21 protein-coding genes are annotated in these 23,756 nt (G+C 44.3%); 9 read left to right on the top strand and 12 right to left on the bottom strand.

Annotated features, from left to right (window positions below; genetic code table 11):
* Positions 1-28: 28 nt before the first annotated feature.
* The 5 genes from V202x_RS05180 to V202x_RS05160 all read right to left on the bottom strand — a co-directional run bounded on the left by V202x_RS05180 (position 29) and on the right by V202x_RS05160 (position 3,485).
* Entirely contained in the window at positions 29-388 is a 360-nt protein-coding gene (locus V202x_RS05180; RefSeq protein WP_145171844.1) for a DUF805 domain-containing protein, read from the bottom strand.
* A gap of 265 nt (positions 389-653) precedes the next feature.
* Positions 654-1,007 (bottom strand): VOC family protein, encoded by a 354-nt coding sequence (locus tag V202x_RS05175; protein ID WP_145171843.1) that lies wholly within the window; start codon positions 1,005-1,007, stop codon positions 654-656.
* A gap of 55 nt (positions 1,008-1,062) precedes the next feature.
* Positions 1,063-1,509, bottom strand: coding sequence for a GNAT family N-acetyltransferase (locus V202x_RS05170; RefSeq protein WP_145171841.1), 447 nt, complete (start codon positions 1,507-1,509; stop codon positions 1,063-1,065).
* 128 nt (positions 1,510-1,637) lie between these two features.
* Entirely contained in the window at positions 1,638-2,204 is a 567-nt protein-coding gene (locus V202x_RS05165) for a hypothetical protein (RefSeq protein ID WP_145171838.1), read from the bottom strand.
* 192 nt (positions 2,205-2,396) lie between these two features.
* On the bottom strand, positions 2,397-3,485 hold the full coding sequence (locus V202x_RS05160) for a DUF3500 domain-containing protein (RefSeq protein ID WP_197993237.1): 1,089 nt from the start codon (positions 3,483-3,485) through the stop codon (positions 2,397-2,399).
* 566 nt (positions 3,486-4,051) lie between these two features.
* On the opposite strand from V202x_RS05160, the gene V202x_RS05155 reads away from it, so the two are divergent.
* The 4 genes from V202x_RS05155 to V202x_RS05140 all read left to right on the top strand — a co-directional run bounded on the left by V202x_RS05155 (position 4,052) and on the right by V202x_RS05140 (position 6,317).
* Positions 4,052-4,453: a hypothetical protein gene (locus tag V202x_RS05155; RefSeq protein WP_232098853.1), complete on the top strand. Its 402-nt coding sequence runs from the start codon at positions 4,052-4,054 to the stop codon at positions 4,451-4,453.
* A 520-nt stretch (positions 4,454-4,973) separates the two neighbouring features.
* Complete coding sequence (locus V202x_RS05150; protein ID WP_145171833.1) at positions 4,974-5,396, top strand: hypothetical protein; 423 nt, start codon at positions 4,974-4,976, stop codon at positions 5,394-5,396.
* Between the two features lie 61 nt (positions 5,397-5,457).
* Positions 5,458-5,922 (top strand): hypothetical protein, encoded by a 465-nt coding sequence (locus V202x_RS05145; protein WP_145171831.1) that lies wholly within the window; start codon positions 5,458-5,460, stop codon positions 5,920-5,922.
* A gap of 80 nt (positions 5,923-6,002) precedes the next feature.
* Positions 6,003-6,317 (top strand): dual specificity protein phosphatase, encoded by a 315-nt coding sequence (locus V202x_RS05140; RefSeq protein WP_145171829.1) that lies wholly within the window; start codon positions 6,003-6,005, stop codon positions 6,315-6,317.
* A 201-nt stretch (positions 6,318-6,518) separates the two neighbouring features.
* On the opposite strand, the gene V202x_RS05135 is transcribed toward V202x_RS05140, so the two are convergent.
* The 3 genes from V202x_RS05135 to V202x_RS05125 all read right to left on the bottom strand — a co-directional run bounded on the left by V202x_RS05135 (position 6,519) and on the right by V202x_RS05125 (position 11,058).
* Complete coding sequence (locus V202x_RS05135; protein WP_145171827.1) at positions 6,519-8,813, bottom strand: VIT and vWA domain-containing protein; 2,295 nt, start codon at positions 8,811-8,813, stop codon at positions 6,519-6,521.
* 67 nt (positions 8,814-8,880) lie between these two features.
* A complete protein-coding gene (locus V202x_RS05130; protein WP_145171825.1) occupies positions 8,881-10,038 on the bottom strand; it encodes a VWA domain-containing protein in 1,158 nt (385 codons plus the stop codon).
* A 153-nt stretch (positions 10,039-10,191) separates the two neighbouring features.
* On the bottom strand, positions 10,192-11,058 hold the full coding sequence (locus tag V202x_RS05125) for an ion transporter (RefSeq protein WP_145171822.1): 867 nt from the start codon (positions 11,056-11,058) through the stop codon (positions 10,192-10,194).
* Positions 11,059-11,357: 299 nt separating this feature from the next.
* Between V202x_RS05125 and V202x_RS05120 the strand changes: the two genes are divergently transcribed.
* Both V202x_RS05120 and V202x_RS05115 read left to right on the top strand, forming a co-directional pair.
* Positions 11,358-13,625, top strand: a complete 2,268-nt coding sequence (locus V202x_RS05120) for a DUF1592 domain-containing protein (RefSeq protein WP_197993236.1) — start codon at positions 11,358-11,360, stop codon at positions 13,623-13,625.
* Between the two features lie 50 nt (positions 13,626-13,675).
* Positions 13,676-15,052: a DUF1552 domain-containing protein gene (locus tag V202x_RS05115; protein ID WP_145171818.1), complete on the top strand. Its 1,377-nt coding sequence runs from the start codon at positions 13,676-13,678 to the stop codon at positions 15,050-15,052.
* Between the two features lies 1 nt (position 15,053).
* Here the strand turns inward: V202x_RS05115 and V202x_RS05110 are convergent, their stop codons facing one another.
* The 4 genes from V202x_RS05110 to V202x_RS05095 form a co-directional block, all read right to left on the bottom strand.
* Complete coding sequence (locus V202x_RS05110; protein WP_232098851.1) at positions 15,054-16,586, bottom strand: hypothetical protein; 1,533 nt, start codon at positions 16,584-16,586, stop codon at positions 15,054-15,056.
* Between the two features lie 88 nt (positions 16,587-16,674).
* A complete protein-coding gene (locus tag V202x_RS05105; RefSeq protein ID WP_145171816.1) occupies positions 16,675-17,124 on the bottom strand; it encodes an acetyltransferase in 450 nt (149 codons plus the stop codon).
* 131 nt (positions 17,125-17,255) lie between these two features.
* On the bottom strand, positions 17,256-18,584 hold the full coding sequence (locus V202x_RS05100) for a Gfo/Idh/MocA family oxidoreductase (RefSeq protein ID WP_145171814.1): 1,329 nt from the start codon (positions 18,582-18,584) through the stop codon (positions 17,256-17,258).
* Between the two features lie 140 nt (positions 18,585-18,724).
* Positions 18,725-19,768, bottom strand: coding sequence for a formylglycine-generating enzyme family protein (locus V202x_RS05095; protein ID WP_144984870.1), 1,044 nt, complete (start codon positions 19,766-19,768; stop codon positions 18,725-18,727).
* Between the two features lie 53 nt (positions 19,769-19,821).
* On the opposite strand from V202x_RS05095, the gene V202x_RS05090 reads away from it, so the two are divergent.
* From V202x_RS05090 to V202x_RS05080, 3 genes are all read left to right on the top strand, one after another.
* Complete coding sequence (locus V202x_RS05090; protein ID WP_145171812.1) at positions 19,822-20,847, top strand: FAD:protein FMN transferase; 1,026 nt, start codon at positions 19,822-19,824, stop codon at positions 20,845-20,847.
* Between the two features lie 18 nt (positions 20,848-20,865).
* Positions 20,866-21,774: an aminotransferase class IV gene (locus tag V202x_RS05085; RefSeq protein WP_145171810.1), complete on the top strand. Its 909-nt coding sequence runs from the start codon at positions 20,866-20,868 to the stop codon at positions 21,772-21,774.
* 94 nt (positions 21,775-21,868) lie between these two features.
* A complete protein-coding gene (locus tag V202x_RS05080) occupies positions 21,869-23,731 on the top strand; it encodes a hypothetical protein (protein WP_145171808.1) in 1,863 nt (620 codons plus the stop codon).
* Positions 23,732-23,756: the final 25 nt, after the last annotated feature.

Below are 23,756 nucleotides of genomic sequence, written 5' to 3'. Positions count from 1 at the left end.
TGAGGCTCAAAAATTGTTGTGAAAAACGTTATGTGACGACTACCTTCGGATTCGAGCCATACGCATTGTCGCCTGCTTCACCCTCAATGATCATAAAGACCAGCAGAACGAGCCCACCAATGAGGGGAACAAACACGATCAAGATCCACCACCCGCTACGCCCCGTATCATGCAACCTGCGCACAGTCACTGCAATACCGGGAATAAAGACAAACAGACCATAAAGAGCGGGAAGTGCGACAAGCATTGGTTCACCAACGAATCCAACTAACATATTTAATACAAACGCAATAATGAAGTTGAATAGAGTAAACATCCAGTACTCCATTCTGCGTGCACGACCATTGAATTCCGCATACTTCTTTAAGACTTCCAGGTACCAGTTCATGTCATCGCCTTTCTTAAAGTGCTCACAAGTTTTGATTGGATGACTGCGGGTGCGAAACTGCAGTCTCGCTGGTAATACAACAAAGTCTCTCTACGATTGGCCCGATGAAATCACATCATACTTACGGGATCTCGATTTTCAATTAAGAAATGGAGAAAATGAGGATTACAACCCTATTTGTACCAACATGATATGAAATTTCTACGCTCATAAAGTTGGGAAGAGGTCGCATGCGACCGGTCATGATTGACCTTTGAAAACGCTCCTATTGATCTGACCAGACCGCGTATTCATTTCCATTAGGATCACCAAAGTGAAACCGACGACCTCCGGGAAACGAAAAGATCGGCTTGATGATGGAACCACCTGCGCTCTCTATCTTAGCAAGGGTTTGTTCGAGATCTTTACTATAGAACACAATCAGAGCACTGCCGTTGTCTGTAGAAACCTTTAAATCAGACTGAAAAAAGCCACCATCAATGCCTTCGTTCGAAAAGGCTGTATAATCAGGCCCAAAATCCTCGAAGGTCCAACCGAACACGGTTGTGAAAAATGACTTAGTTGCCGGAATGTCTTTTGCGGGGAATTCGACGTAATTAATTTTTTCATGTTCGAGCATTATCTGTTCCCTGAAAAAAAGATCATACTAAAATATGATCACGAATATCTGTCAGTTAGTTTGATTCGCTAGCTGTAAACTTGAGTCTTATGATTTGATTCCCCGTTGGCTCATGAACAGATTCTTTAAGAGGTTGAAAGCCATAACGGGCGTAGAATTCTTGACCGATCGTGTTTTCTTTAAACACTTCGACTTCGAGGTCACCCCGTAATTCCTGGGCCTTATCCATCAATGCTTTTCCGGCACCCGTCCCGTGAAATTCAGGTTGTACAAATATCGCTCCGACTTCATTACCGAGTAACGCGATAAAACCAATAACTTGTCCCCCCTGCTCTATCACCCAGGTTTCCGCATTAGGCAGATACAGATTCGGGATGTTGTCACGCTCCTGCTCCAGAAATTCGTCTGTCAGAAAAGGATGTGCGAGGCGTGATGCACTTTCCCAGGCAGATAGAAGATCGTTCAAATCTTCTGCTCGATATTCACGAATGATGCTTTCCATCTGCTTTCCATGATGTAGTTTATTGAAGGGAGTCTTGGAAAAAATCAGATGTGTGTTATGACATGTTATGCGCTACTGTCAATGCACGAGCATCGAAAAAGTTTATATCAATATATGTAGATGGAATTTTACTGTGTTTCAAAAGGCCACGGATCCTCCATTCTGGACTCCATCCACTCATTAAGTCGTCGCCAGATTTCTAATTGTTCTTTGTAAGCGTCCGAACCATAAGGTTCATTATGAGCCAGTCGCAAAAAAATCTTTCGAGCCTCTTTGGGATCAGAACTCTTTTGATAGATGCGCATTTGCCCGGTATTACCCAAGGAAAGATAGACAAAAGGACCAGTTGATAGACTTGATTCTTGTAGCATCAACGTTTTGAGACCATAGAAGGTTTTACCTTCCAAGTAACCCGTTTGTACCCAGACATGTTGATGCTTTGCTTCGATATTTGTCTGATACCAGTCGCTGCTTTCGACAGGCTGTTTCCAGCTATGGAGGGGCAAGCCTAACCCCATAATTCGCCATCTTGTATGTAGCATACTGCAGATCGCGCAGCGAAAATAGGTTTCACTAATCACCGGAAACAACAGCAGGAACAGGATCGCAATTACTAGCAATACCTTCCTGCGTCTTTTGTGATATTTTTGATCCGAAGTACTTGATGTTTTTTCGGATTTTTCGTGTTCGGTCATTTAGCGAGACCTCTGCCATGAAATCCAAAGGTAGCCTGCATGATCTCACGCAAGTTAAACCACCAACCTTCAACTTATCTAATGGAGAATAAATTGTCCATAACTTAATTATAATGAGAAGAGGAATTAAAAAAGGCTTGATACAGAACCAGAGACTGCATCAAGCCTGTTGTTTTCATAATCTTAAAGCACTTACTTTTTATGATGCTTGGAAAAATGTTCGGACAAATAATCGCGTCCGAAATCGCCATCAAATTCGCGCCAGACGGCATGGACGTGGTTGGCATTGTTCTGCGTATTTGCAAATTCGATCAGGAATGTTTTGGATTGGATGCGGTAATAATGAAACTCGCCGCGTTTCTTTCCGCCACTCCAGGCGAAATACAAATCGCTGCCATCTTTGATTCTCCCTTTGTAGCGCGTGCCATTGAGAATCTCTGGACGAAAGCGGGTTGTATAGACGTTGACCAGCTTCAAGAGTTTTTTCTGCTGCGATGGATCAAGGTCCGCAAAGCTGATTCCCTTGAAGGTAAACAACCCGCGGTCGGCTTTAGGAACATCGGTGGTCAGCACTTCCCTGATGACGCTATTCTGCAAGAGCTTCTTATCCATGGCAGACGTGTCAATCGTCGCAATGGCCATCTGGTCGTTGTCGAATGACTGAATCAAGCTCAGAGCCAATGTCTGCTCCTTCTCAAGCACTTCGACGCCAGCTAAATTGCCCGATGTGACTTTGCCAGGATTAGATCCGAAAAAGGAAGGTGTGACAGAAAATTTCTTCCCATTAATAATCGTAACGTTCACAGAAAGATGATGACCTTCAAAACGCCAGCCCCAGGTTCCTTTTGGATTGGGCTTTCCAAAAATGGAAACATAATAGAGTTCGGGATCACGATAGTCTTTGCCTTCAATGTCATACAGGACTTTTTCCAAAGCACGAATTGACATCATTTCCAGATAGCCACGGTTCGACAGCGCCGTCGCAGGCAATGCAAGGGCAAAGATGCGTTGTTGTGGCGTCATCTGACCGATGGTCAATCCTTTGCGGCCGTCCGGCTTGATGACAAAATCAGGCACAAAGTGCCATTTGCTGCGTTGTTCATCGTCGAATTTAAATGTGGCCTGTGCCCGTTGCTCTTTCGAAAGTGAGGCCAACCAGCGTTTGGCAACCGCCGCCATTTCCGCACTGGCTTTGGAAATTTGAGCTTTTTGCCATTTGTTGTTTGGCTCAGCAGAAGAAGCTTGACTGACACTCATCAAGCTGAAACTAAGGCATGTCATCAGGATAAATCCTGAATAAAAATGGTGAGTCTTCAAGGTGCAATTCCTCATGATAAAGAGAGTAAACAGAATTGTCCGGTCATCACGTTCACACGTATAACAAAAGCGGATAACGAACTCTGAAACGTATTTCCGTTATCTTATCATAGTAGAACAGGAGCGAGTAGTAATTTGGGGTTAGAAGCAACCGGATTTACAAATGCTTTTTCCTGATAATACTAAATGAAATTACTGACGCACGCTGGTAGTGAGGTCCAATTCCCTGGCATAAATTTTTTTTACTCTTTCTTTTTTCTTGCGAATTGTTAGTAATAATTTTCAAATTGAGCGAATAACAGAACAGATTCGATTTGGACATATCCAAATCTGTATAAGGAGTTACAACTTTCTCTTAAAAAACGAAGGATAATTAAGCAAAAAAGGGAACAGAGTGTCTCTTTAAAATGTCTAACAAGACCAGAATCATTCGGAACGATTTGTTTTCTATCCGAAATTTGCAATTGTGACACCTGAAAAATTGACTCTTTCGCGGGCACCGAAAGTGGGAGTTGGCTAAATTGAAGGACATGCTCACCACATTTTCATCGATCATCATAATTCTATTTTGCTTCTCACTCTTTTATGTTAGTGATGAGGCAGAAACGAACAAAGAAAAATCAGCCGCTTTAAGGGAGCACAACGCCCGCTTTCAACATGGGCAACATCCCCTCGCTAAAACCAAGATGTTTACGCGCGTGCAATCTGTGAGCTTGAAAAAGGGAATCTTGATGTTTGTGACCGCAGATCCAGACGGTCTCAACGAACACTTTTTCCTGCTTCGCGACAAGAATGTGATCCTGGCCAAAAAACCTGCTATCGGCATGCCCCGAAATTCGATCAAGTTCGAAGACGATGGCCATAATACTCTGGTCGTCACCATCCCCGATTCGTTTGATATCGATCTCTTAACCGCGATGTCATCAGATTAATCTATCTCCAGGTTGATTTCAGCATCACCAGAACCAATTGGACCAAGAATCACAGCTCAGAATCGCCAGGATTCAAATGGATGCACTCTCAGATCAATTTTCAAATTAATCGAAGTTGAGTGATCCCTCACTCTGCACGATACGTTCTCTTTGTGTCGGGAGAGGTCTGCCCAAAAACACATTGAGGTCAGCCGTGATTGAATCAATGAACGAAGCTCAACTTTTCAAAGACGAGTATGAAGCAGCTGTTTGTAAATACAACAAAAGCACTTCGATCTCTGGTTTTATCATAATGTTTTTCATGCTTCTTTCCCCATTCTTGGGTTTGATATTCATCGATGATCTTTACGAAAGAGATACAACACAAAACTGCGCTGAACATCGTCTGTGGATAGGAATTGGATTAGGTCTCTATCTCTTAATTTCATTTATTCTGCCAATAACCTGCGTCATATTCTATGACAATCGATTAAAACGCAATTTGAAGTTAAACTGCCCGCTTTGTGATGCGTTTATAGGAATGGAACGCACGAGTGATCACATTCTGAAAACAGGCATGTGCCATCAGTGTAAAGAAATGTTATTTGAGGGGGAACTCGCTTCGAAGGAAGAAGCCCTTCGGTATTACTATCAACTTGAAGTTGATGAAAACCAAAAAACTAAATCAGAGATGAAGGGTATCACGCGGTTTACATTTATTGTCTCAATTTTGGCACTCATTCCCAGTTTATTAATTTACGTCTGGATGGCAAAGATCAAAGAGTCAATGGGGGAAGCAGTACCCTCTGTCTTTGGATACTTAGTATTCTTTTTGATTTTTCCTCCGATTTTTTGGTTTCTTTCAAGGATATCACTCAAAGAATGTGAGAGGCGCGACGAAGAACTAAGAAAAACAGCACTCGAAATGACTTTTCATAACCTCAAGACCGAGGACAAAAATTAGACATTCAAAATGAAACGGGTATCATTTTAAAGATCGAGTACCTGAGACAGGAGATCATAAAATGAGTGGAATCGCGACTTATCGTCATACACAAAAGGCACCGCTTGGTTTGCTGGTCTATGCGGTTGCCATCGGAATGTTTTTGGGCGCGTGGTTTACTGATCTGCAATCGGTAAGTCTCATTTTAGCATTGGTGGGTGCCCTGATTTTGATATTGGGATCGGCATTTCAACAACTGACGGTAGAAGACGAAGACGACCAGATTGCCATTCGCTTCGGCCCGTTACCGCTCTTTCGTAAAAGCGTGCGTTACGATGACATTACCGATGTCGAGGTGGGCCGAACGACATTCATTGAAGGCTGGGGGATTCATATGAGTCCGCGGGGCGGTCTGGTCTGGAACCTCTGGGGACGCGACTGTGTGGTGCTGAAGTTGCGAAACAGTGTTCTGCGGGTTGGTACCGATGATGCCGAAAACCTGGCTTCCTTTGTGAACAAGCGACTGCAAACCGAGGAGAGAGAATAAGCCGCATGAATCCGACACGCTGTCTCATCTGATGAGTAACACGACTCCTGGAACTTAGCGGGAACAAAATCGATCTGGCGATGGAAGAACCACCAGTCACATTCCCCAGAGAGATCGTTTATTGCCGCCTGCCTTTGATCGACGGGGAAGAAAATCATCAACCGGTATTGCAAACGGCGATTGAGACTCTGGTCCGATTCATCGAGGCCGAGGAACCGACTCTGGTCGCCTGTAGCGGTGGCATGAGCCGCTCACCCGCCATCGTGGCAGCCGCTCTGTCCAAAATCAATGGGACAAGTTTCGATGAAGCGATTGAGCAGATCGTTGCTGTCGGCCCGTGCGACGTGGCGCCTGGACCGTGGAATGAGATTCAGGAATTGCTGGAAGAGAATTAGATGAATGGGAAACGTGAATTCGCCAATTTTGAGAACTGAGCAGAATGATTCGAACCACCCTGATTAAAGTTCGTGGCGTTCATGCTTTTCGTGGTACTTTAATTCAGGTGTAATTAACGAGGATCATTTCGTCACAGAAATTATTTTTGTAGAATAGCGAAGCCTAGGTCTGCTTCGCATAAAGCGATTTGCCTTTATGGTTTATGACTTCGATTTTTCCTGGATTTGATACCAGCGTTGATCCACTTGTAGAATCACGTTACCAAGCGATAAGTATTTCGCCAACCGCTGATCCTGCTTGAGCAACTGGAAGTAGTCTTTGGATCCAACCTCAATCATTTTGAGATTTTTATGTTTTTGTGGATCGTATAAACTCTCATTCCAGAAGGCTCCCTCTGATTTATAGAAGGTCCGATTCCCGATATAACGGATCGACTGAAGGGCGGAACCTTTTTTGCCGACCTTTTTCATTTCTCGTTCTGCTTGAAAATACAAGCGAGAGGCATTGCCACTTTTACCGGCAGCACTTCGATCACGGTTGGAACTTTGTGCATCTTCAATCTGACTTTGCCTTTGTCGAAGGCTGCTGCTCCCCCCACGTTGAAAACTATCAAATTCAACTTTTTCTTTGATATTCTTCTGTAGTTGACGGCCCTCTCGTAATAACCGCAATTGACCACGACCTGCTTGTAGCGCAGGAAGCGGAGAATTACCCAACATGGTGTCATCAGCCATCAGGAAACTCGTATAGGGAGTCACAATTCCGTGCTGTTTGGCAAGTAAGGTGATCTCATTCACTAATTCCTGATCTGGCTGTGACGTATTGTTCTTGCGGATTTCTTCAAGAAGGAAATCCACTTTTTGTCCTGCCCAAAGCCGAGGTACAAAAGAACTTCGGTCATCGGACGATTCTTTTGGAAAATCCAATTGGTATGAAAGCGTTGTTTTGGCCCCATTAATAGTACCCGTGACATTTACTGTTTTTTGACCAGAACCTGTATAACGCCCGTAAACCAGCAATTGCTCTCCCTTGAAAATGTCTCGAATTTGTCGAGGATAGACGTCGATCACGCCGGCCCCATCGAAATCAAATGAGACGTCTGTCATCACAGGGCTGCCCACCCGATCAAAAAACTGGCTGATTTTCTTGGTAATATCTTCTTTGGGAAGAATATAGTCTGCTTCTCCACGATGATCGAGTGCTAGAAAATCAAGCAATTTGGTATTCACATTATAGCCCTCACCGAAGACGAACAATCGTACGTTCTCGGTGTTCTTTTGAGAAATTGTCTGCAGAATTTTCTGAGCATCGCGCTCACCAATTGTGGGCAGCCCATCTGTGGAAAAGACTATCATTTTCAGCCGATCATGCGCAGAACTCTCAATATCTGTTTCGAGATGTTTTAACGAGAGTAACAACGCCTCTTCAATGGCCGTTCCACCACGGGCTGACAACGCATCCGCATATGCCAGAGCCTTTTGTTTCGACTCTTCATTAAAAAAAATCAACCCTTGTTTGTCGAAATGGCGTGCCGTCGTACTGAAGTCAATGATATTAAAGCGGTCACCTGGACGCAGATGATTCAAACAGTATTTCAAAGCCTCACGTGCCTGCGTAATTTTATTATTTTCCAGCATAGAACCCGATGTATCGATACAAAACACGACATCTTTGGGCATGATTTGTTTCTCAGTCAGTTTTCCGATCCCCTGCCCTTGTGTGGGAGAGAGCATCATCATGAAATAGCCAGCCTCTCCTTTTTCTCGATGAGCAACCAGACTGGCTCCAACTTTGTCGGATGACGTCTGATAGTAAAGCACGAAAGGATGTTTAGGCAAATAGTTTTTCTGCTTCCATTCGACAGAAATATCCCAGTCTTTTTTCTCGACTAATTTGACTTGATGAGTGGGGCTATAAATATTCTTGATCGGCTCATCGCTACGGATATTCACAGTGACTGAAGCTTCTTTGAGTGGTTGCATTAATGCTTTGGGATTCGTGTTAAGCATTTGCAAACGGATCAAATCTCCTCGTTTTTTCAGGACTGTCGTGTAGGTCAATTTGACCATCACCGTTTTTCCTGCCGCGACCCGCGGAATTTTGGTTTGGATCAGCTGGTTACCATAATATTCCAGTAATGCAGGTGAGCCACCTTTTTTAACGATCTCCTGAAAAACCTGATTGGCTTTTTTGACATCCAATATTTCCGCCTGCATTTCTTTACCATCCACGAGCACAGACATGTTATTCACCTGGGTTCCCGGTTCGAGCTCCATGTAACATGTCCCGCCTACGATGGCTCTGCCATTGGGATTCCGAAATGCACAATGATAGGTTTTCACAGCCACCTGGTTGGTAATATCAACGTTGATATGATCCATCCAGACTTGAACGGGTTGAGGAGCCCTCATGAAACAAGCCTGTGTCATTGTGCTTGCACCAATCAGTACCATTACAGCACAGGCAATTCCCAATGATAGTCGATAGGATTTCATAACTGGACTCCCTTAATGGCTTTGCTTTTGTTTGAAGGAATTACGGTTTTCAGCAGGAAATACTGACTCATTCAGATTGAAACTGAAAATTCTTTTTCACAGCCTGCGATTTCAAAGCTTTGATGACAGCCGTATCAAACGTGGTTTCTTTTTTCTGGTTTTGTTGCTTCTTCATTTCATCCGCAATGAACTTGTTTCGTTTTTTGGTGAGTTCTTGAATCTGAAGTTGAATCGCTTTTCGTTCTTTCTGTTTTTTCTCGATATAAGCAGTCTGCTCTTTTTTCGTCAACTTTTTCAGCTCGGCGGGAAGTTCTTCTTGCTTCAATTCTTGCAGCTTGACTTTTTTACCGGCAATTGCATCGATTAAATCTGCTTTGACGCGGTAACGTCCCGATCCTTTAAAGGCAGCACGGTCGGCACTGGAAGCGGGACTTGACTGTCCTGCCAGTCCGTCAGCGGAAAGCTGACTGGCACTTGATTCATTCTTCGCTTTTTGAGAACCGTAAAAGAGGTAGGTTTTATTGATACTCCGACTTAGTTCGCTTAATTTCCGATCATAGGGTGTTTTGGGAGTCACAACCTGAACCCCGTGATTAATGCTCAAAAAAGATCCATCTGCCAAAAGAGCGCCCTCTTTCCATCCTGTTTGAATTCCCGTTTGTTCTGGTCCACAAAAGATCGTATTAATGGTGATTCCTTTTTTGATAGCAGCCGGGCATGCCACCTTGAAATCGACTTTCCCTTGTGTAAACGGTTCGTTTCCTGCAATAAAAATCAACTTCAGACTTTTGTCAGAATCACTCCACTTAAGGCCATTCGTGGCTGCTTGAATGACATGTCCACAATATTCTTCACCACCGTTTGTCTTCAGAGCAAATAATTCTTCTGAAAGCTGATCCAGGTTTTCTGTAAGTGGCATAATTTGTCGCATGTAACCTTCACTGGCCGGAAGACTACTTTTCCCATATTCATACAAGGCCACTTTCATCACAGGAACTTGACCATTCTGTTTAGCTGTGGCCAATTCATTGACAATTTTCCAGAGCTGTGAGCGTGCCTGATTAATCAAGCCTTGCATACTACCACTGGTATCAAGCAGAATCGCTAATTCGACAGAAGGCTGTGTGGTTTTCGTCGGTTGCGGTTTTTCCTTTGCTTGAATTGGTTGATTCATCAAGCCTAAAGACACTAAAGCTAACACAGTGAAATGAAAAAGTTTGCGCATTGAAACGTCTCCTGGCCAAAACAGGATTTTAATTGAAATGAAGTGCTCTTAGTTGAGCACCGCGATTTTGACGATGTGCGCAGAAAAGAAGTTCCAGAAATCTACTGATTTTCTGAAACTTTCTTTGAGAATCAGATTAATAGAAAAATTGAATTAGAGACGTGATCCACAGAATTTGCAGAATGTGGCATCCACTTCGTGCCCTTCTTTCATACATTCCGGACAAACCTGGGTCGTAATTCGAGTTGCTGTAAAATTACCTCCAGCATGTGCTAATTCTGCCGTCACAAGTCCTGTAGGAACAATAATGAGACTATAGCCCAGGACCATGATGATTGCCGCCAGACATTTTCCAAGGGGAGTTTCTGGTGTGGCATCACCATAACCAACTGTAGTCATCGTGACAATTGCCCAATACATACTTTGGGGAATGGAACTGAAACCAGGATTTTCAGGACCTTCGATTAAGTGAAGCGCGGCGCCTTCAATGACAACAGCAATGACAACAGTGGCAAGAAAGACTGTAATTTTTGAACGAGTCGCCCAAATCGCTTCTCGTAATTCAGCCGCTCCCGACAACATGTGCCCTAACTTAAAGATACGGAAGGCGCGCAACAGACGAAGTGCACGAATCACCCCTAGTCGATGAAGCTCATCTGACTCCATTCCATATGATTCAAGGACGAGCACATATGTAGGTAAGATGGAAAGTAGATCCACAATACCATAGAAGCTGAAAATATAGCGTATTGGTCGACGAGCACAAAGAATGCGTGCTCCATATTCGAAGGTAAACAAAACTGTAAAAAACCACTCGGCGTAGGTAAACCCATTCTTAAATCGGGCATCAATGGATTCAACACTCTCCAACATGATGACGAAAACACTTGTTAGAATCGCGATCAAGAGGACAACATCAAAATATTTACCGGCGGGTGTGTCTGCTTCGAAAATGATCTCATACAACCTTTCACGCCAAGCCTGTTTTTTAGTCTCTTGAGCAGTATTCTTATCAGCCATACAACAAGCCCGTCGATTAAAATATTGAACATAATTTCTTGAATTGTGACTTTGATCTAAGTCCACCTATAGTGGGATTATGTGCGAAAATCGGTTTTGAGGTCAACCTGTCTCATCTGAGATGCCAGAATTGTCCAATCTATGATCCAATCATGATAGACGTAAATTGATAGTTACCGGATCAATCCTTTTCTTTGACTCTTTTTTTACATATAATCAAAGTAATGTTCATTCCGGGAGAATTCTCCCGTAGCCTACCATCACCAGAATCTACCTCCCAACCCGAAACAGGTCTGAATATGCGTATCGCTTTATTATGCCAGATCGCATTCCTGATGAGTAGTAACAGCTTTGCTGCCTCACCAGAGCCGGCAGACTACTTTGAAAAGTCGGTTCGTCCCGTCCTGGTTAAGTATTGTGCAGATTGTCATGACCCGAAAGACTCTAAAAACGATGTGGGACTGCTTAAGGCAATCACTGCAGATGAAATCTCTCAATCCAGAAAGATCTGGCACAGCGCATCTCATCAATTACGAAATCGAACGATGCCTCCTGCAGATGAACCTCAGCCGACAGAAGCGGAGCGGTTAAGGATTGCAAACTGGATCGAAACGTATCTGCGTGAAACGGCCTGTAACCATGGTCCACACGCAGGACGTGTTTTACCACGTCGTTTGAATCGAACAGAATATGATCATACCATCCGCGATTTATTTGGTTTAGAGCTCAAGTTCTCAGAGAAATTCCCCAATGATGGTGCGGGTGGTGAAGGCTTCGACAATAATGGAGAAACTTTATTCCTGCCACCGATTTTAATGGAACGCTATTTGGAAGCAGCTCAACAGGTTCTGGACGCTGCGATTATTACACCTCCGCTCGTAAAAACGTATCTAGCCTCTGACTTTCTACCTCCTGTTACTAAAAGACAACAGGGTACTCGCACAATCCCTACCGGCAAAGAAATTACTGTCATCGAAAGTATCTATCTCACTAGCGATTATGAAGTGAAAATCAAATTTCAACTGCCTGAGAAGAATTCAATGAATGTTATTTTAAAGATCGATGGTATTAAAGCGCATCGTTTTAAACTCAGTGATCAAACCGATCAAACGGTCTCTACTAATGTGCGACTTATGCGCGGCTTACATTCGATTACGCTTGCTGTTCCCAATGAGGAACCTTCCGTTAAAGTTGCATCAATGGAGTTGACGGAGCAAAGAGGTAAACCGTTCCTTACTAAAAAAGAACTACATCAGCGTATTTTTCAAGTTGCAGGGAAAGATCTACCACAAAATCGAGATGCGGCTCATAAAATCATACGAGAAATCGCGAGGAAAGCTTATCGACGGCCACTTACGGAAGATGAACTTTCACAACTGATGCAACTTTATGATCGTGCCGCGAAACGAAATGATCCGTATGAGGAACGGATTAAGTTGTCACTCAAAGCCGTCCTGGTTTCTCCGCATTTTTTATTTCGTACGGAAGCTAATAAAACACAAGCCGGCATACAACCAATTTCCGAGTATGAATTGGCAACGCGGCTTTCCTATTTCTTCTGGGCCAGCACACCAGATGAAGAATTATTACGATTGGCCAACCAGGCTCAGTTACATAAAGAGTCAGTTCTGAATCAACAGATTACGAGAATGTTAGCTGACGCCAAAGCACGGTCCTTATCAAAACAATTTACCGAACAATGGTTGGGTACCAAAGATGTCGGCGGTCGTGTGGCGCCTGTGGGTGGTGATTTCCGTGATGTTTACTCCACAGAGCTGGCACTGGATTTTCGTGAAGAAGCGATTCAGATGATGGATTACATTTTCCAGAAAAACCGTAGCCTCCTGGAAATCGTCGATGCTGACTATGCTTTTTTGAATCAACGTCTGGCGAAACATTACGGGGTGGAAGGAGTCAAAGGCCGCAAATTTCGCAAAGTCTCGATTACAGATGGGAAACGAGGAGGTGTGCTGGGTTTAGGGGGCGTGCATATGCTGACTTCTTATCCTAAACGGACCAGTCCCGTTTTAAGAGGTGCCTGGGTACTGGAAACGCTACTAGGAACACCAGTTCCGTCACCACCACCGGGAGTTCCCCCACTTAAGGAAAAGAGTAAACAGAATAAAAAGCGTTCGATCCGCCAGGTGTTAGAGGCCCATCGTGAACATGCTACTTGTGCAGCTTGCCATGATATTATTGATCCCATCGGTTTTGGACTGGAAAATTACGACCTGTTTGGTCGATGGAGAGAAAAAGAACGAGGCCAACCTGTGGATGCCACTGGTGAATTTCCCTCTGGTGAAACATTTGCAGGCCCTGCTGAATTGAAGAAAGTTCTTCTGAAGCGAAAAGATGAACTGGCACGCCATTTTACAGCCAAAATGCTAGGGTATGCGTTGGGGCGAAGTTTGGAAGATGCTGATGCCTGCACCATAGAAACCATTGTCAAAAAACTGGAACAAAATGGGTATCAATCACAGGCATTGATTCGTGAAATCGTTTTCTGCACGCCATTTCTCTATCGCGATGGAGTTATGGCTGAGGTAGAATCAGAAAAAACAAAATAATGTTTCATTTGAATTCTGTTTGCCCTCTATATTTTCGGGAAGGATGAGAGATGGCACAACCAATTTCAAGAAGAACAGTGTTACGAGGAATGGGCGCAGCCTTGGCACTACCCTGGCTGGATGCGATGACATCTTCCAGTCGTGCAGCCGAAACGCTCTCAAAGCCTCCAGTTCGTACCGCCTTTCTCTTCATGCCGAATGGCGTTGTGCCTAAGCACTGGGATCCTCCTCAAAAGGGAAACGATCAATTTGATCTGACACCGATGCTCAAGCCATTAGCAGGAGTCAAAAAGGAATTCCTGCTGCTGGAAAATCTCTGGAACGAACAGACTGTGGGACGAAACGGCCATTGGCCAAAAGTACCCGCTTTTCTTTCGGGTGGATTTGTCGTTCGAACTTCAGGTCGTGACATGGATACGGGTGGTACGTCACTCGACCAGTTCATGGCACGTCAGATCGGCAATCGGACTCCATTACCAACGTTTGAACTTGGTGTGGACCCCGCAAGAAATGGTGTCGATAATATCGGTGGTGGATTCACGCGTATCTATGGCTCTCATATTGCCTGGCGCGATCCGCATTCACCCGTCCCCAAAGAAATTATTCCCCAGCTCGCCTTTGATCGACTGTTTCGAACCAGTTCTGCAGGGCCTGTCGTCTCAGGCTTCAATCCAGACCAGCCTCAGGTCATTAAGTCACTACAGTGTGATGATACGAGTGTATTAGATCTGGTACGCGAAGATGCAAAATCGTTACAACGAAAAGTAGGTATCAATGATCGTGCAAAAATCGATGAATACCTGGACTCGGTGCGGTCTGTTGAGAGACGCATCGAATCAGCGATGAAGCCACAAAAACGCTGGATTAATGAAGGACGATTTGATCTTCCCCGTCCTGGTCCGGGAATCCCCAAGAGTCATGAGGAGCACGTACGTTTAATGCTCGATATTATGGTGCTTGCCTTCTGGACTGATTCCACACGGATTTCAACATTCATGTTCGGAAATGCACAAACGGGACGTAATTTCTCGTTCCTGGATGGTGTCAAAGGGAGTTTCCATCAGCTATCGCACCACCGTGAACAACAAAAAGAACGCAATATGTATGAAGCCATCGGAACCTGGCACATCAAGCAGTTGGCTTACGTGATTGATAAAATGCGTTCACTGAGTGAAGGTGAATCCACCCTGCTTGACAATTCCATGCTACTCTTTGGTTCTACTATCAAAGATGGAAATCGGCATACCGAGCACAATCTACCTGTTATTCTCGCAGGTAAAGGAGGGGGTACGATTCGCCCCAATCGCCGGTTAACGGCTCCCAAGGACACGCCGATGTGTAACCTTTATGTTTCGATGCTCAACCGTATGGGTATCAAAGCAGATCGCTTCGGCGACAGTACTGGTGAATTAAAGGGCTTGATTTAATTCACTTTTGAAACTGAAACGAGTATAAATCAGCATCTTTCAATTGAATGCGGAGTCGAATCGGTTTTCCCTGAAGACTACTGACGTCTGCATTTTGATTCCATGTCACAATACGATCCACGCTATCACCAAACAGGTCTGCACATTCTCCAAGGGTAAATCCTTGAATTGGTTTTCCCTCCGGAGTTTGAAGTTCGATGCGCAAGCTACCGGCGGCTGAAGTTGCGAAGTTAACTGAAAATTTTGAGCCCTCAAAGATAATCGGCTTGGAAATCAGCTCCCCTCCCTTCATCGAACTACGAACCGAAGTAAAACCGTCAAGTCGCAATTTGTATCGCCTGAGAGCTCCTCCTTTACCGTGCCAGTAATCTTCAGGAGCATATATTGATAATTCATCAGGAGCACCGGGAAGACCAGACTTAGTTTCCACAACATGCTCAGCAATAAATTGATGACCGTATTGCCAGGTACCAGAACGTTCGAGCCCCGGGCGCAGGAACGCTTCGTTCCAGCGTTTGAAATGTACGCCATCACGGCTGGCCATTAACAGCCCCTCACTAATCGCAGTCCCATAACGCTCGACTGAGGAAGCCCGCAATTCGCGACGTTTGGGATCAGGCAGTGCTTTCATTGATTCTGACCAGCCTCGCTCTATATAACGGGCAGGAAAGCCGATCCGAATATGTGGTGCCCGATGATAGGCTTTAATCTGATTTGTATAAAGCTGCTCACTGGGAGAGTCTTCGTAAGTCAAATCAGCTTCATTGCCCCAATTCAGAAAATCATCAGATGTGGCAGTCCTGATCGCACGGTCCCCTTCGGGCTTCCAAGTTTTGGAGGTTGTAATTCCTTTCGTGAATATACGGTAATACGCGCGGTACGTTTTTTGATCAGAATCCCAAAATGCGAGGTTTTGTGAATCGAAGGCTCCTTTAGTAATCACCGGTTTTTCCTGCATCAGCTTCCAGTGGATCCCATCTGCCGACTGAAACGCATAGAGCCCACCTTCACTCTGAATGCCAGCTAACGCCTTATACTTCGCCGCCGGTTTGCAATTCGGGTTTTCATCTTTGAAAGGGGCAAAATTATGTGTACCTAGCCCCTCCAGAATAATGTTGTTTTTCTTTGAGCCCTTAAACTCGACGATGCCAAGCTCCGGACGAGTCCAATGAATGCCATCTTTACTTTCCGCATAACAATAAAAGGGTTTGTGGCTTCCTGTATTAATGCGACCTTCCGATACAATGATATGCGAACCACGATAATAGAGCCGATACAGATCTCCATCCTTAAAAATGGTGTGGTACCCGGAACTACTTCCCTCCCAGGGTTGATCAAATTTAAAAACGACTTCACGTGGTATCGGATGCTGCAATCGAATCTCAGCTTCAGCTGTCAGCTTATCTACAAGGGCATCATCAATAAATAACTCTCGCCGATCAGCGATATTAAGTGGTTCTGCCGCGATCACTGGAATTGCACAGATCAACAAGAGAGAAAACAAAATAGACTTTCGGATGAGTCGGGTAGGCATGGTGTTGGCTCCTGGTAGGAATAAAGGAAGGCTTTTAAGATAACAAATCCGTTTAGGAAATACACCTTAAAAATTAACTTCAAATGTTTCAGCCGGGTAGTTTGAGGTGTAATAAAGGATACGGCTTGCCAAAGCCATCCACTTCGGAGCGATGAGCGATTTCAAATCCCATATGTTGATAAAAGCCAAGTGCCTGTTGGTTCTGCTCATTAACATCAACCAATTCGGCCTGCATTTCATTGATTGCATATTCCAGCAATTTGCGGCCGATGCCTTTCCCTCGCCAGGCAGGATCTATAAACAACGCTTCAATTTTTGGTATGTCTACTCCTATAAAACCAATTACGCCTCCTGTCTCGTCGCGCATGCAAAACAAAGGAATCTTCAGCAAACATTCTGAATGCACCAGAGGTTTGAGAGACTGAATCTCTTGTTCTGTCAAAAAACTATGCGTAGCACGCACAGAAGATTCCCAAAGCTCTAAAGCCTGAAGGTAATCAGAGGGGACAAGGCTCGTGATCTGATTCTGATGAGGCATTTTGATATCAGGAATTGAAACGCACGTTAATATAGAATCTGTTTCAGAATCATACTGAAATCGAAAAAATAAAAAAGACCGATTGGTTCGAGAGAAACCAATCGGCCTGGGATAGAAATTTTTAACAGATGTTAGAGGACTTTCGTTACACCCGGTGTTGGAATCGGGTAAAATCCATTGTCATCTGGAACTGTAATGGGAGTTGCTTCCCAGGAAAAATCTTTGGGCATCAAATCAACATTGGAAGCCATGGCCTGGTCCCATGTGACGGGTTTGCCGCTATAAGTTGCCAGTCGACCCAAAATTGCTGTCATGGTTGATTTCGCACCATATTCAGCTTCGTTATAGGGCGTTCCCTTACGGATAGCGGCAAACAAATCATCGTGTTCCACCTGATAGGGATTCGGCTTTTTGCCACGATACTTCCATTTGTAACCGGCATTGGTCTGATATTTGGCACCACTGATATCGCAAGAACCTTTACTTCCTTGAGCGTGTTCTGTCACACTATTCCAGCAGTTGCGAATGTGTCGACATTGGCTATACATGCGAGTTCCGTCTGCATATTCGAACTCGACCGCGAAGTGATCATAGATTTCACCGTACTTCTTGTCGGTACGCACCTGACGTCCTCCCATCCCATAAGCTTTGACAGGAAAATCTTCTTTTAGCCAGTTGCAGACATCAATATTGTGAATGTGCTGCTCGTTAATGTGATCACCACAGAGCCAGTTGTAGTAATACCAGTTTCGCATCTGATATTCCATTTCTGACTTCGCATCTTTGCGGTCCAAACGCGGTTCCCAGACACCACCTCCGTTCCAATAACAACGCATTGATGTGATATCACCAATGGCACCATCTTTCAAACGGTTAATGGTTTCGATATAAGGAGCTTGATGATGACGTTGTAAACCGACACCAACAGCCAGTTTTTTATCCTTGGCTTTCTTAGCAGCCGCTAACACTTTTTTAACTCCAGTCACATCGGTAGCAACCGGTTTTTCCATGAAGACATGCACACCTTTATTGACGGCAGCTTCAAAATGAATGGGGCGAAAACCAGGAGGCGTGGCCAAAATCACCACATCGACACCACTGTCGAGGACTTTTTGGTAGGCATCGAAACCGACAAATTTTTTCTCCTCAGCGACATCAATTCGTTCTGGACGACCAGAAAACTGTTTCTGGAGGTTTTTCAAACTTCTGTCTAACCGATCATCAAACGCATCGGCCATCGCTTCCAGTTTAACATTTCCATCAGTCGACAATGCCTGAGAAGCAGCACCAGTACCACGGCCTCCACAACCTACAAGACCAACTTTAACTTTATCGTCACCACCGGCATAAATATGAGCCGTTGAACCTAAAGAGGAAAGCACTCCTGTTCCTACTGCAGTTGCCGTAGATACTTTTAAAAAGTCACGTCTTGAGGTGGATTGATCATTAGATTGAGTCATCAGAGGCCTTTCCCTAATCTTTAAATCGAATTAGTATTTGATACGGTTTCTAAAAGATATATGCATTTCGCAAGAGAAATCGTTTGTTGTTTTTCAGCGAATGCACCATTTTCTAACTAAACAACTTAATTTTTGTCAGATTAACGCCCTTCATCAGCCGGGATGATCGGATCAAGATTGTATTTTTTCCGTTCTTCGGCTGTAGGTACTTTGAGAGGACGAACTACACGGAACCCCACCATAATGGCATCGGTATGATACCAAATACTTTGTGGAAGTTGAGGATCCTGAATTTTCCAGTCTGAACTGGAATAGATACGGTTGGCACTTCGTAATTCCTCTGGTTCATCGTCCCAGGAGCCACCGCGAACAATGCGTGGATAAAGTTTGGTTGGTACATTAACAGGAAACTTCAGTGTGCCTTTACCGCTCCATTTTTTATACGCATCGGGAATATACTGGTCGAGTACCCACTCGGAAACATTTCCATGCATATCATACAATCCCCAAGGGTTCGGCTTCTTCTTTCCAACTTTTTGATAGGTATCATTACAGTTGGCGTAATGCCAAGCATAGTCATCCAGTTTAGAGGGATCATCACCAAAGGAATACGCAGTAGTTGTTCCCGCGCGGCAGGCATATTCCCATTCTGCTTCTGTGGGCAAACGGTAATAGTGACCTGTTTTTTCACTCAACCATTTGCAGTAAGTTTTCGCTGCTAACTGAGTCATACAGATTGCGGGGTATCCATCGTGTCCCATATCGAACGTCATATCTGTATAAGGCTTCGTAGGGCGTGTCACTGCGTCAGCTGCTTTTTCTTTTGCGTCTGCTTTTACACGTGTCAATTTTCGGCGTTGAATATCCAGATTGAAACTCCAGACATCGTATTCATTCCAGGTGACTTCGTGTTTGCCCATCCAGAATGGTTCGATTTTGACTTTGATCTGAGGCCCCTCGTCGTCTTCTCGCTTCTTTTCGCCGGCAGGGCTACCTAAAACAAATTCCCCTCCCGGGATGGGAACCATATCAAATGTGACATCCGTGTTAGCAATTTTTTCGGTATATGGCTTCATTGTTTTTTCAGTCTCACCAGCATTGGCCAGTGAAACAGAAACTAAGAACGCGGCCAGGAATGCCACTTTGCCTTGCATTAAATGACCAGGGCGACGTACGCTAAGCATATTAGGTTACTCCATATTGGTAAGCTTTATACAGTCTTCAATCAGGGTTGATAATGTCATACGTTTATCAGACATGCCTGCTTCTCTCCACCATAACAGGCAATCAACAATGCACGGAAAGCGAAATTCTTACTCGCTATGAATTTCAAGAAGTGCATATGGGAGTGCAATGGAGAGTTTTATTATATGCAACGAACGAGGTAATCGCAAACAAAGCCTCTCAAAATGCTTTTGCTCGTGTAAAGGAACTTAATAAAATCCTCAGCGATTATGACCCTGAAAGTGAATTAAACAAGTTATGTCGGTTATCAGGGCCGGGAAAGCCAATCAAAGTCAGTCGCCCCTTATTAGATACACTGAAAAAAAGTCAATCACTCTCTAAGGAAACAAATGGCGCGTTTGACGTTACAATCAGCCCTGTTGTACGCCTTTGGAGACGCGCTCGCCGTCGAAAAAAACTGCCTGACAGTCAAAGCTTACAATCAGCCCGTAGTATGGTCGGCTATAAACTAGTTCGTATATCAGACCAGAACCAAACGGTAGAGTTGATGAAAGATAATATGCGCCTTGACCTGGGAGGTATTGCAAAAGGTTACGCAGCAGATATCGCACTAGAAGAAGTAAAGAAAAACGGGGTGAACCGCGCCATGATTGATGCCAGCGGTGATATCGTTCTGGGTGATCCTCCACCAAATACATGTGGCTGGAAGATCGGCATCTCCTCCGGGGATGAGCAAAAGGGAAAGATCGATCGATACCTGTTATTACATAATATGGCGGTTGCCACTTCAGGTGATGCGCTGCAACATGTTGTAATTAATGGAAAACGTTACTCGCATATTGTTGATCCACGTACAGGAGTAGGTCTCACTGATCAAAGCCGCGTAACGGTCATTGCTCCAGATGGAATGACCGCCGACAGTCTCGCTTCCGCCATTAGTGTACTCGGTCCGGAACCAGGAATTAAGTTGATCAACCACAAACCAGGAAATGCGTGTTTGATTGTCAGACACGAAAACGGGCGATGGATCGAATATGAATCCACCTGTTTTTCCTGCTATGAACTGAAACAGAATTAAAACTTGAAAGGGACTGACATGACGCAGAATCTGGTTTATCTGAACGGTGAATATGTTCCCGCAAATGAAGCAAGAATTTCCATCTTTGATGGAGCCATTAGTCTAGGAATGACTGTTACTGAATCCACACGAACATTCGGACACAAGCCGTATCGTTTGCGTGATCATATCAATCGTCTGTTTCAAAGTTTAAAAGCAGCACGCTTCGAAGCCGGTGTGACAGCTGATAAACTCGAACGGCTCACGCTGGAAGTCTGGGAGAAAAATCAGCCAGGCTACGATACAGGTACTGATGCCTGGATCATTCATAACATCACCCCCGGCCAATGGGTACCTTCGAGTGGCCAGAGACCAGCAGAATCTCAACCGACGGTTATGATTGTTACATTACCTCTTGACCTTTCCTATTGGGCAGACTTTTATCAAACAGGTTGCCATGCTGTGACACCGTTTACACGAATTCAACCTGCCCAGTCTCTTGACGCACGGATCAAAAATCGTAGTCGCTTTACTTATACACTTGCCGAATCTGAAGTAAAGCTTTTTGATCCGATGGCACAGAGTTTATTGCTCGATACAGATGGTTTTCTCTCCGAGAATAAAGGAGGTAACTTTTTTCTTGTGTCCAACAATCGAATTCGCACACCAAGTACGATCAACTGTCTGGATGGAATCAGTCGACAAACGATTTTTCAGCTCGCTGAGCAACTTAATCTACCAGTCGAAGAATGCCAGCTACTGCCTTACGATGTCACGACCGCTGATGAGGCATTTTTTACGAGTACACCTTACTGCATTATGCCAGCTACAAAATTCAACGGCACTGTGATTGGAAATGGTGAAGTTGGGCCAGTCACTAAAAATCTGTTAGCCGCCTGGAGCGAACTAGTGGGAATCGACATCATTAAACAAGCCCAGGCACCATAAAAAATGCCTACTTAATGTTCTTATGTAAAATAAAAACAGTGTAATGTGAAACTGTCGATCTGAGCTAATACGTTTTTAAATGAAATGTTAAGAAATGTACTCGTTTATTTTGACGTTGCTCTTTTATTTTATTGCAGGGCTGATCGTATTTCGATGCGTTCCGAAACAGTTCCATTTACTGGCATGGGGAAGCCTTCCCATTATATGGACCTCTCTTCTGGCACTCACAGGCCTGTTTGAAACGCTTCTTTCTCTCCCATCTATTATCTCTCTTCTCATATTATTCTGTGGATTGAGTTTCTTTGTTCTTCGAAAGGATCAAAACGACTTAAGAACAATCTCGTTTGCCCCGCCTGCAGTGACGTTTTGGATTCTCTTAACATTTCTCTTAGGAGAATTCCTGATCGCCATTCAAGTTCACCTACTCGTCCCCTGGGGAAGTTGGGATCCGATGTTTACGTGGGTTCTGCGTGCACGTTTTCTAGTAGACGGAGGCGACCTTTGGACACAAGGCTTCTCGAACGATCTTGCATTACTGCATCCCGATTACCCGCCCCTGTTCTCGTGGGCATTGGTTCCACTCTGGAGCTTGGATGGAAGCCGATCTGCACTTGCAGTTGCCTGTTTGACGATCCCTTTCTTCGCTGGGTGGATGTCGATTCTGACCGGATGGTGGTGCTTGATCGAAACTCGAAATTCCCTGTGGGGGTACCTCACCGTTGCTATTATCCTGGGTACACCGTTTCTTGTTTATCTTCATGCAATCAAGTCACTCGATTTCATTTTGTCTTATACGATACTCACATCTCTCGCCTGGTACCACTTCGCGAAGAAGGAACAAAGCCGAAGTGGCTGGATGATTTGCGGATTTCTAGTTGCCTGGGCAGCATTAGTTAAAAACGAAGGACAACTTTGGGTGGTCTCGTTTTTTGGAACTTTAATGCTACTCCAGTCTCTTCATTTTTTTAAGCCTTATCGTAAAGTGAATACCAATTCACAGCTTTCCAGGAAATCAATTCTCTTTGCGAGTGTTCAGGGCGTTTTTATTCCCCTTAGTTTTTTGATTTGGTTCAAAATCAGTTTGGCACCACCTAATGATTTATTTGAGCCTCAACGTGCATTTGAAATTAGTCAGGTCCTTCAGCCTGAAGTGTTTTTCAACTCTTTCAGCCTCTTAGTTCGGCTTGACCAGGTCGAGGAATGGGAACGACATCGATTGATCTTGAACAATTTGTGGAATGTCTTATCAAATTGGAAAGCGGAAGGGCTTTTGCTCTGTTCGGTCCCCGTCCTGCTATTATTCATTCTTCTGCTGAGAAAGAAGCCATTTCCCGGCATGCATTTGGCAATCGGAATCCAGCTCACTGGTTATTATCTCGTCTATTTACTTACCCCCTATAATCCGTACTGGCATGTTTCATCATCCATGAATCGGCTGTTGATTCATATTGCCCCTGCTGCAGTTTGTTTATTAGGATTTTCCTTATGCTATTCACCCGTTGATTCAGCAAACTCAAAACAGAACGCCCCAGAATATGCTCGCTTTCTTCGACTAACAGTCTTAAGTCTGCCTCTGGTTTGTCTGCTCTTTTGTTATTCACAAATTCGGAGCAACACTTTTCCCTGGGATTTTCAGAGTGAGCCTCTTAATAGAGAAGAGCAATTAGCCAGTCTTGAATTCCCTCCAGTTTCTCATGCCACTTTCGTGACCAATCAATTTGAACCAGCGATGTTGTATCAAATGCAATTTGCAGTCCTCCCCACGGTACTTGTTGTTGATCGACGAGAGAAAACTCTCATTGCCAGTTTTCCTACAGAAGAGGAACTCAAAACATACTGCCAACGAAACGGATGGAACCTCAAACAGAATCGAGCAGGACTCGGTTGGGCAGAATCGATTACTCCTGATGGCCCACTCCCACATATGGATCAAATTCGGCAACGAAACGGAATGTAGTTTGTTGCTAATTAAATCGTTAGAT

The sequence above is a fragment of the Gimesia aquarii genome, from assembly GCF_007748175.1.
Taxonomy (GTDB): Bacteria; Planctomycetota; Planctomycetia; order Planctomycetales; family Planctomycetaceae; genus Gimesia; species Gimesia aquarii_A.
The sequence above is the reverse complement of the archived record's forward strand: the minus strand, read 5'-3'. Positions and strand labels throughout refer to the sequence as shown.

Coding starts and splice junctions, on each gene's coding strand:
- V202x_RS05180 (WP_145171844.1), bottom strand. CDS start 388: ATGAACTGGTACCTGGAAGTCTTAAAGAAGTATGCGGAATTCAATGGT.
- V202x_RS05175 (WP_145171843.1), bottom strand. CDS start 1,007: ATGCTCGAACATGAAAAAATTAATTACGTCGAATTCCCCGCAAAAGAC.
- V202x_RS05170 (WP_145171841.1), bottom strand. CDS start 1,509: ATGGAAAGCATCATTCGTGAATATCGAGCAGAAGATTTGAACGATCTT.
- V202x_RS05165 (WP_145171838.1), bottom strand. CDS start 2,204: ATGACCGAACACGAAAAATCCGAAAAAACATCAAGTACTTCGGATCAA.
- V202x_RS05160 (WP_197993237.1), bottom strand. CDS start 3,485: ATGACATGCCTTAGTTTCAGCTTGATGAGTGTCAGTCAAGCTTCTTCT.
- V202x_RS05155 (WP_232098853.1), top strand. CDS start 4,052: ATGCTCACCACATTTTCATCGATCATCATAATTCTATTTTGCTTCTCA.
- V202x_RS05150 (WP_145171833.1), top strand. CDS start 4,974: ATGGAACGCACGAGTGATCACATTCTGAAAACAGGCATGTGCCATCAG.
- V202x_RS05145 (WP_145171831.1), top strand. CDS start 5,458: ATGAGTGGAATCGCGACTTATCGTCATACACAAAAGGCACCGCTTGGT.
- V202x_RS05140 (WP_145171829.1), top strand. CDS start 6,003: ATGGAAGAACCACCAGTCACATTCCCCAGAGAGATCGTTTATTGCCGC.
- V202x_RS05135 (WP_145171827.1), bottom strand. CDS start 8,813: ATGAAATCCTATCGACTATCATTGGGAATTGCCTGTGCTGTAATGGTA.
- V202x_RS05130 (WP_145171825.1), bottom strand. CDS start 10,038: ATGCGCAAACTTTTTCATTTCACTGTGTTAGCTTTAGTGTCTTTAGGC.
- V202x_RS05125 (WP_145171822.1), bottom strand. CDS start 11,058: ATGGCTGATAAGAATACTGCTCAAGAGACTAAAAAACAGGCTTGGCGT.
- V202x_RS05120 (WP_197993236.1), top strand. CDS start 11,358: ATGCGTATCGCTTTATTATGCCAGATCGCATTCCTGATGAGTAGTAAC.
- V202x_RS05115 (WP_145171818.1), top strand. CDS start 13,676: ATGGCACAACCAATTTCAAGAAGAACAGTGTTACGAGGAATGGGCGCA.
- V202x_RS05110 (WP_232098851.1), bottom strand. CDS start 16,586: ATGCCTACCCGACTCATCCGAAAGTCTATTTTGTTTTCTCTCTTGTTG.
- V202x_RS05105 (WP_145171816.1), bottom strand. CDS start 17,124: ATGCCTCATCAGAATCAGATCACGAGCCTTGTCCCCTCTGATTACCTT.
- V202x_RS05100 (WP_145171814.1), bottom strand. CDS start 18,584: ATGACTCAATCTAATGATCAATCCACCTCAAGACGTGACTTTTTAAAA.
- V202x_RS05095 (WP_144984870.1), bottom strand. CDS start 19,768: ATGCTTAGCGTACGTCGCCCTGGTCATTTAATGCAAGGCAAAGTGGCA.
- V202x_RS05090 (WP_145171812.1), top strand. CDS start 19,822: ATGTCATACGTTTATCAGACATGCCTGCTTCTCTCCACCATAACAGGC.
- V202x_RS05085 (WP_145171810.1), top strand. CDS start 20,866: ATGACGCAGAATCTGGTTTATCTGAACGGTGAATATGTTCCCGCAAAT.
- V202x_RS05080 (WP_145171808.1), top strand. CDS start 21,869: ATGTACTCGTTTATTTTGACGTTGCTCTTTTATTTTATTGCAGGGCTG.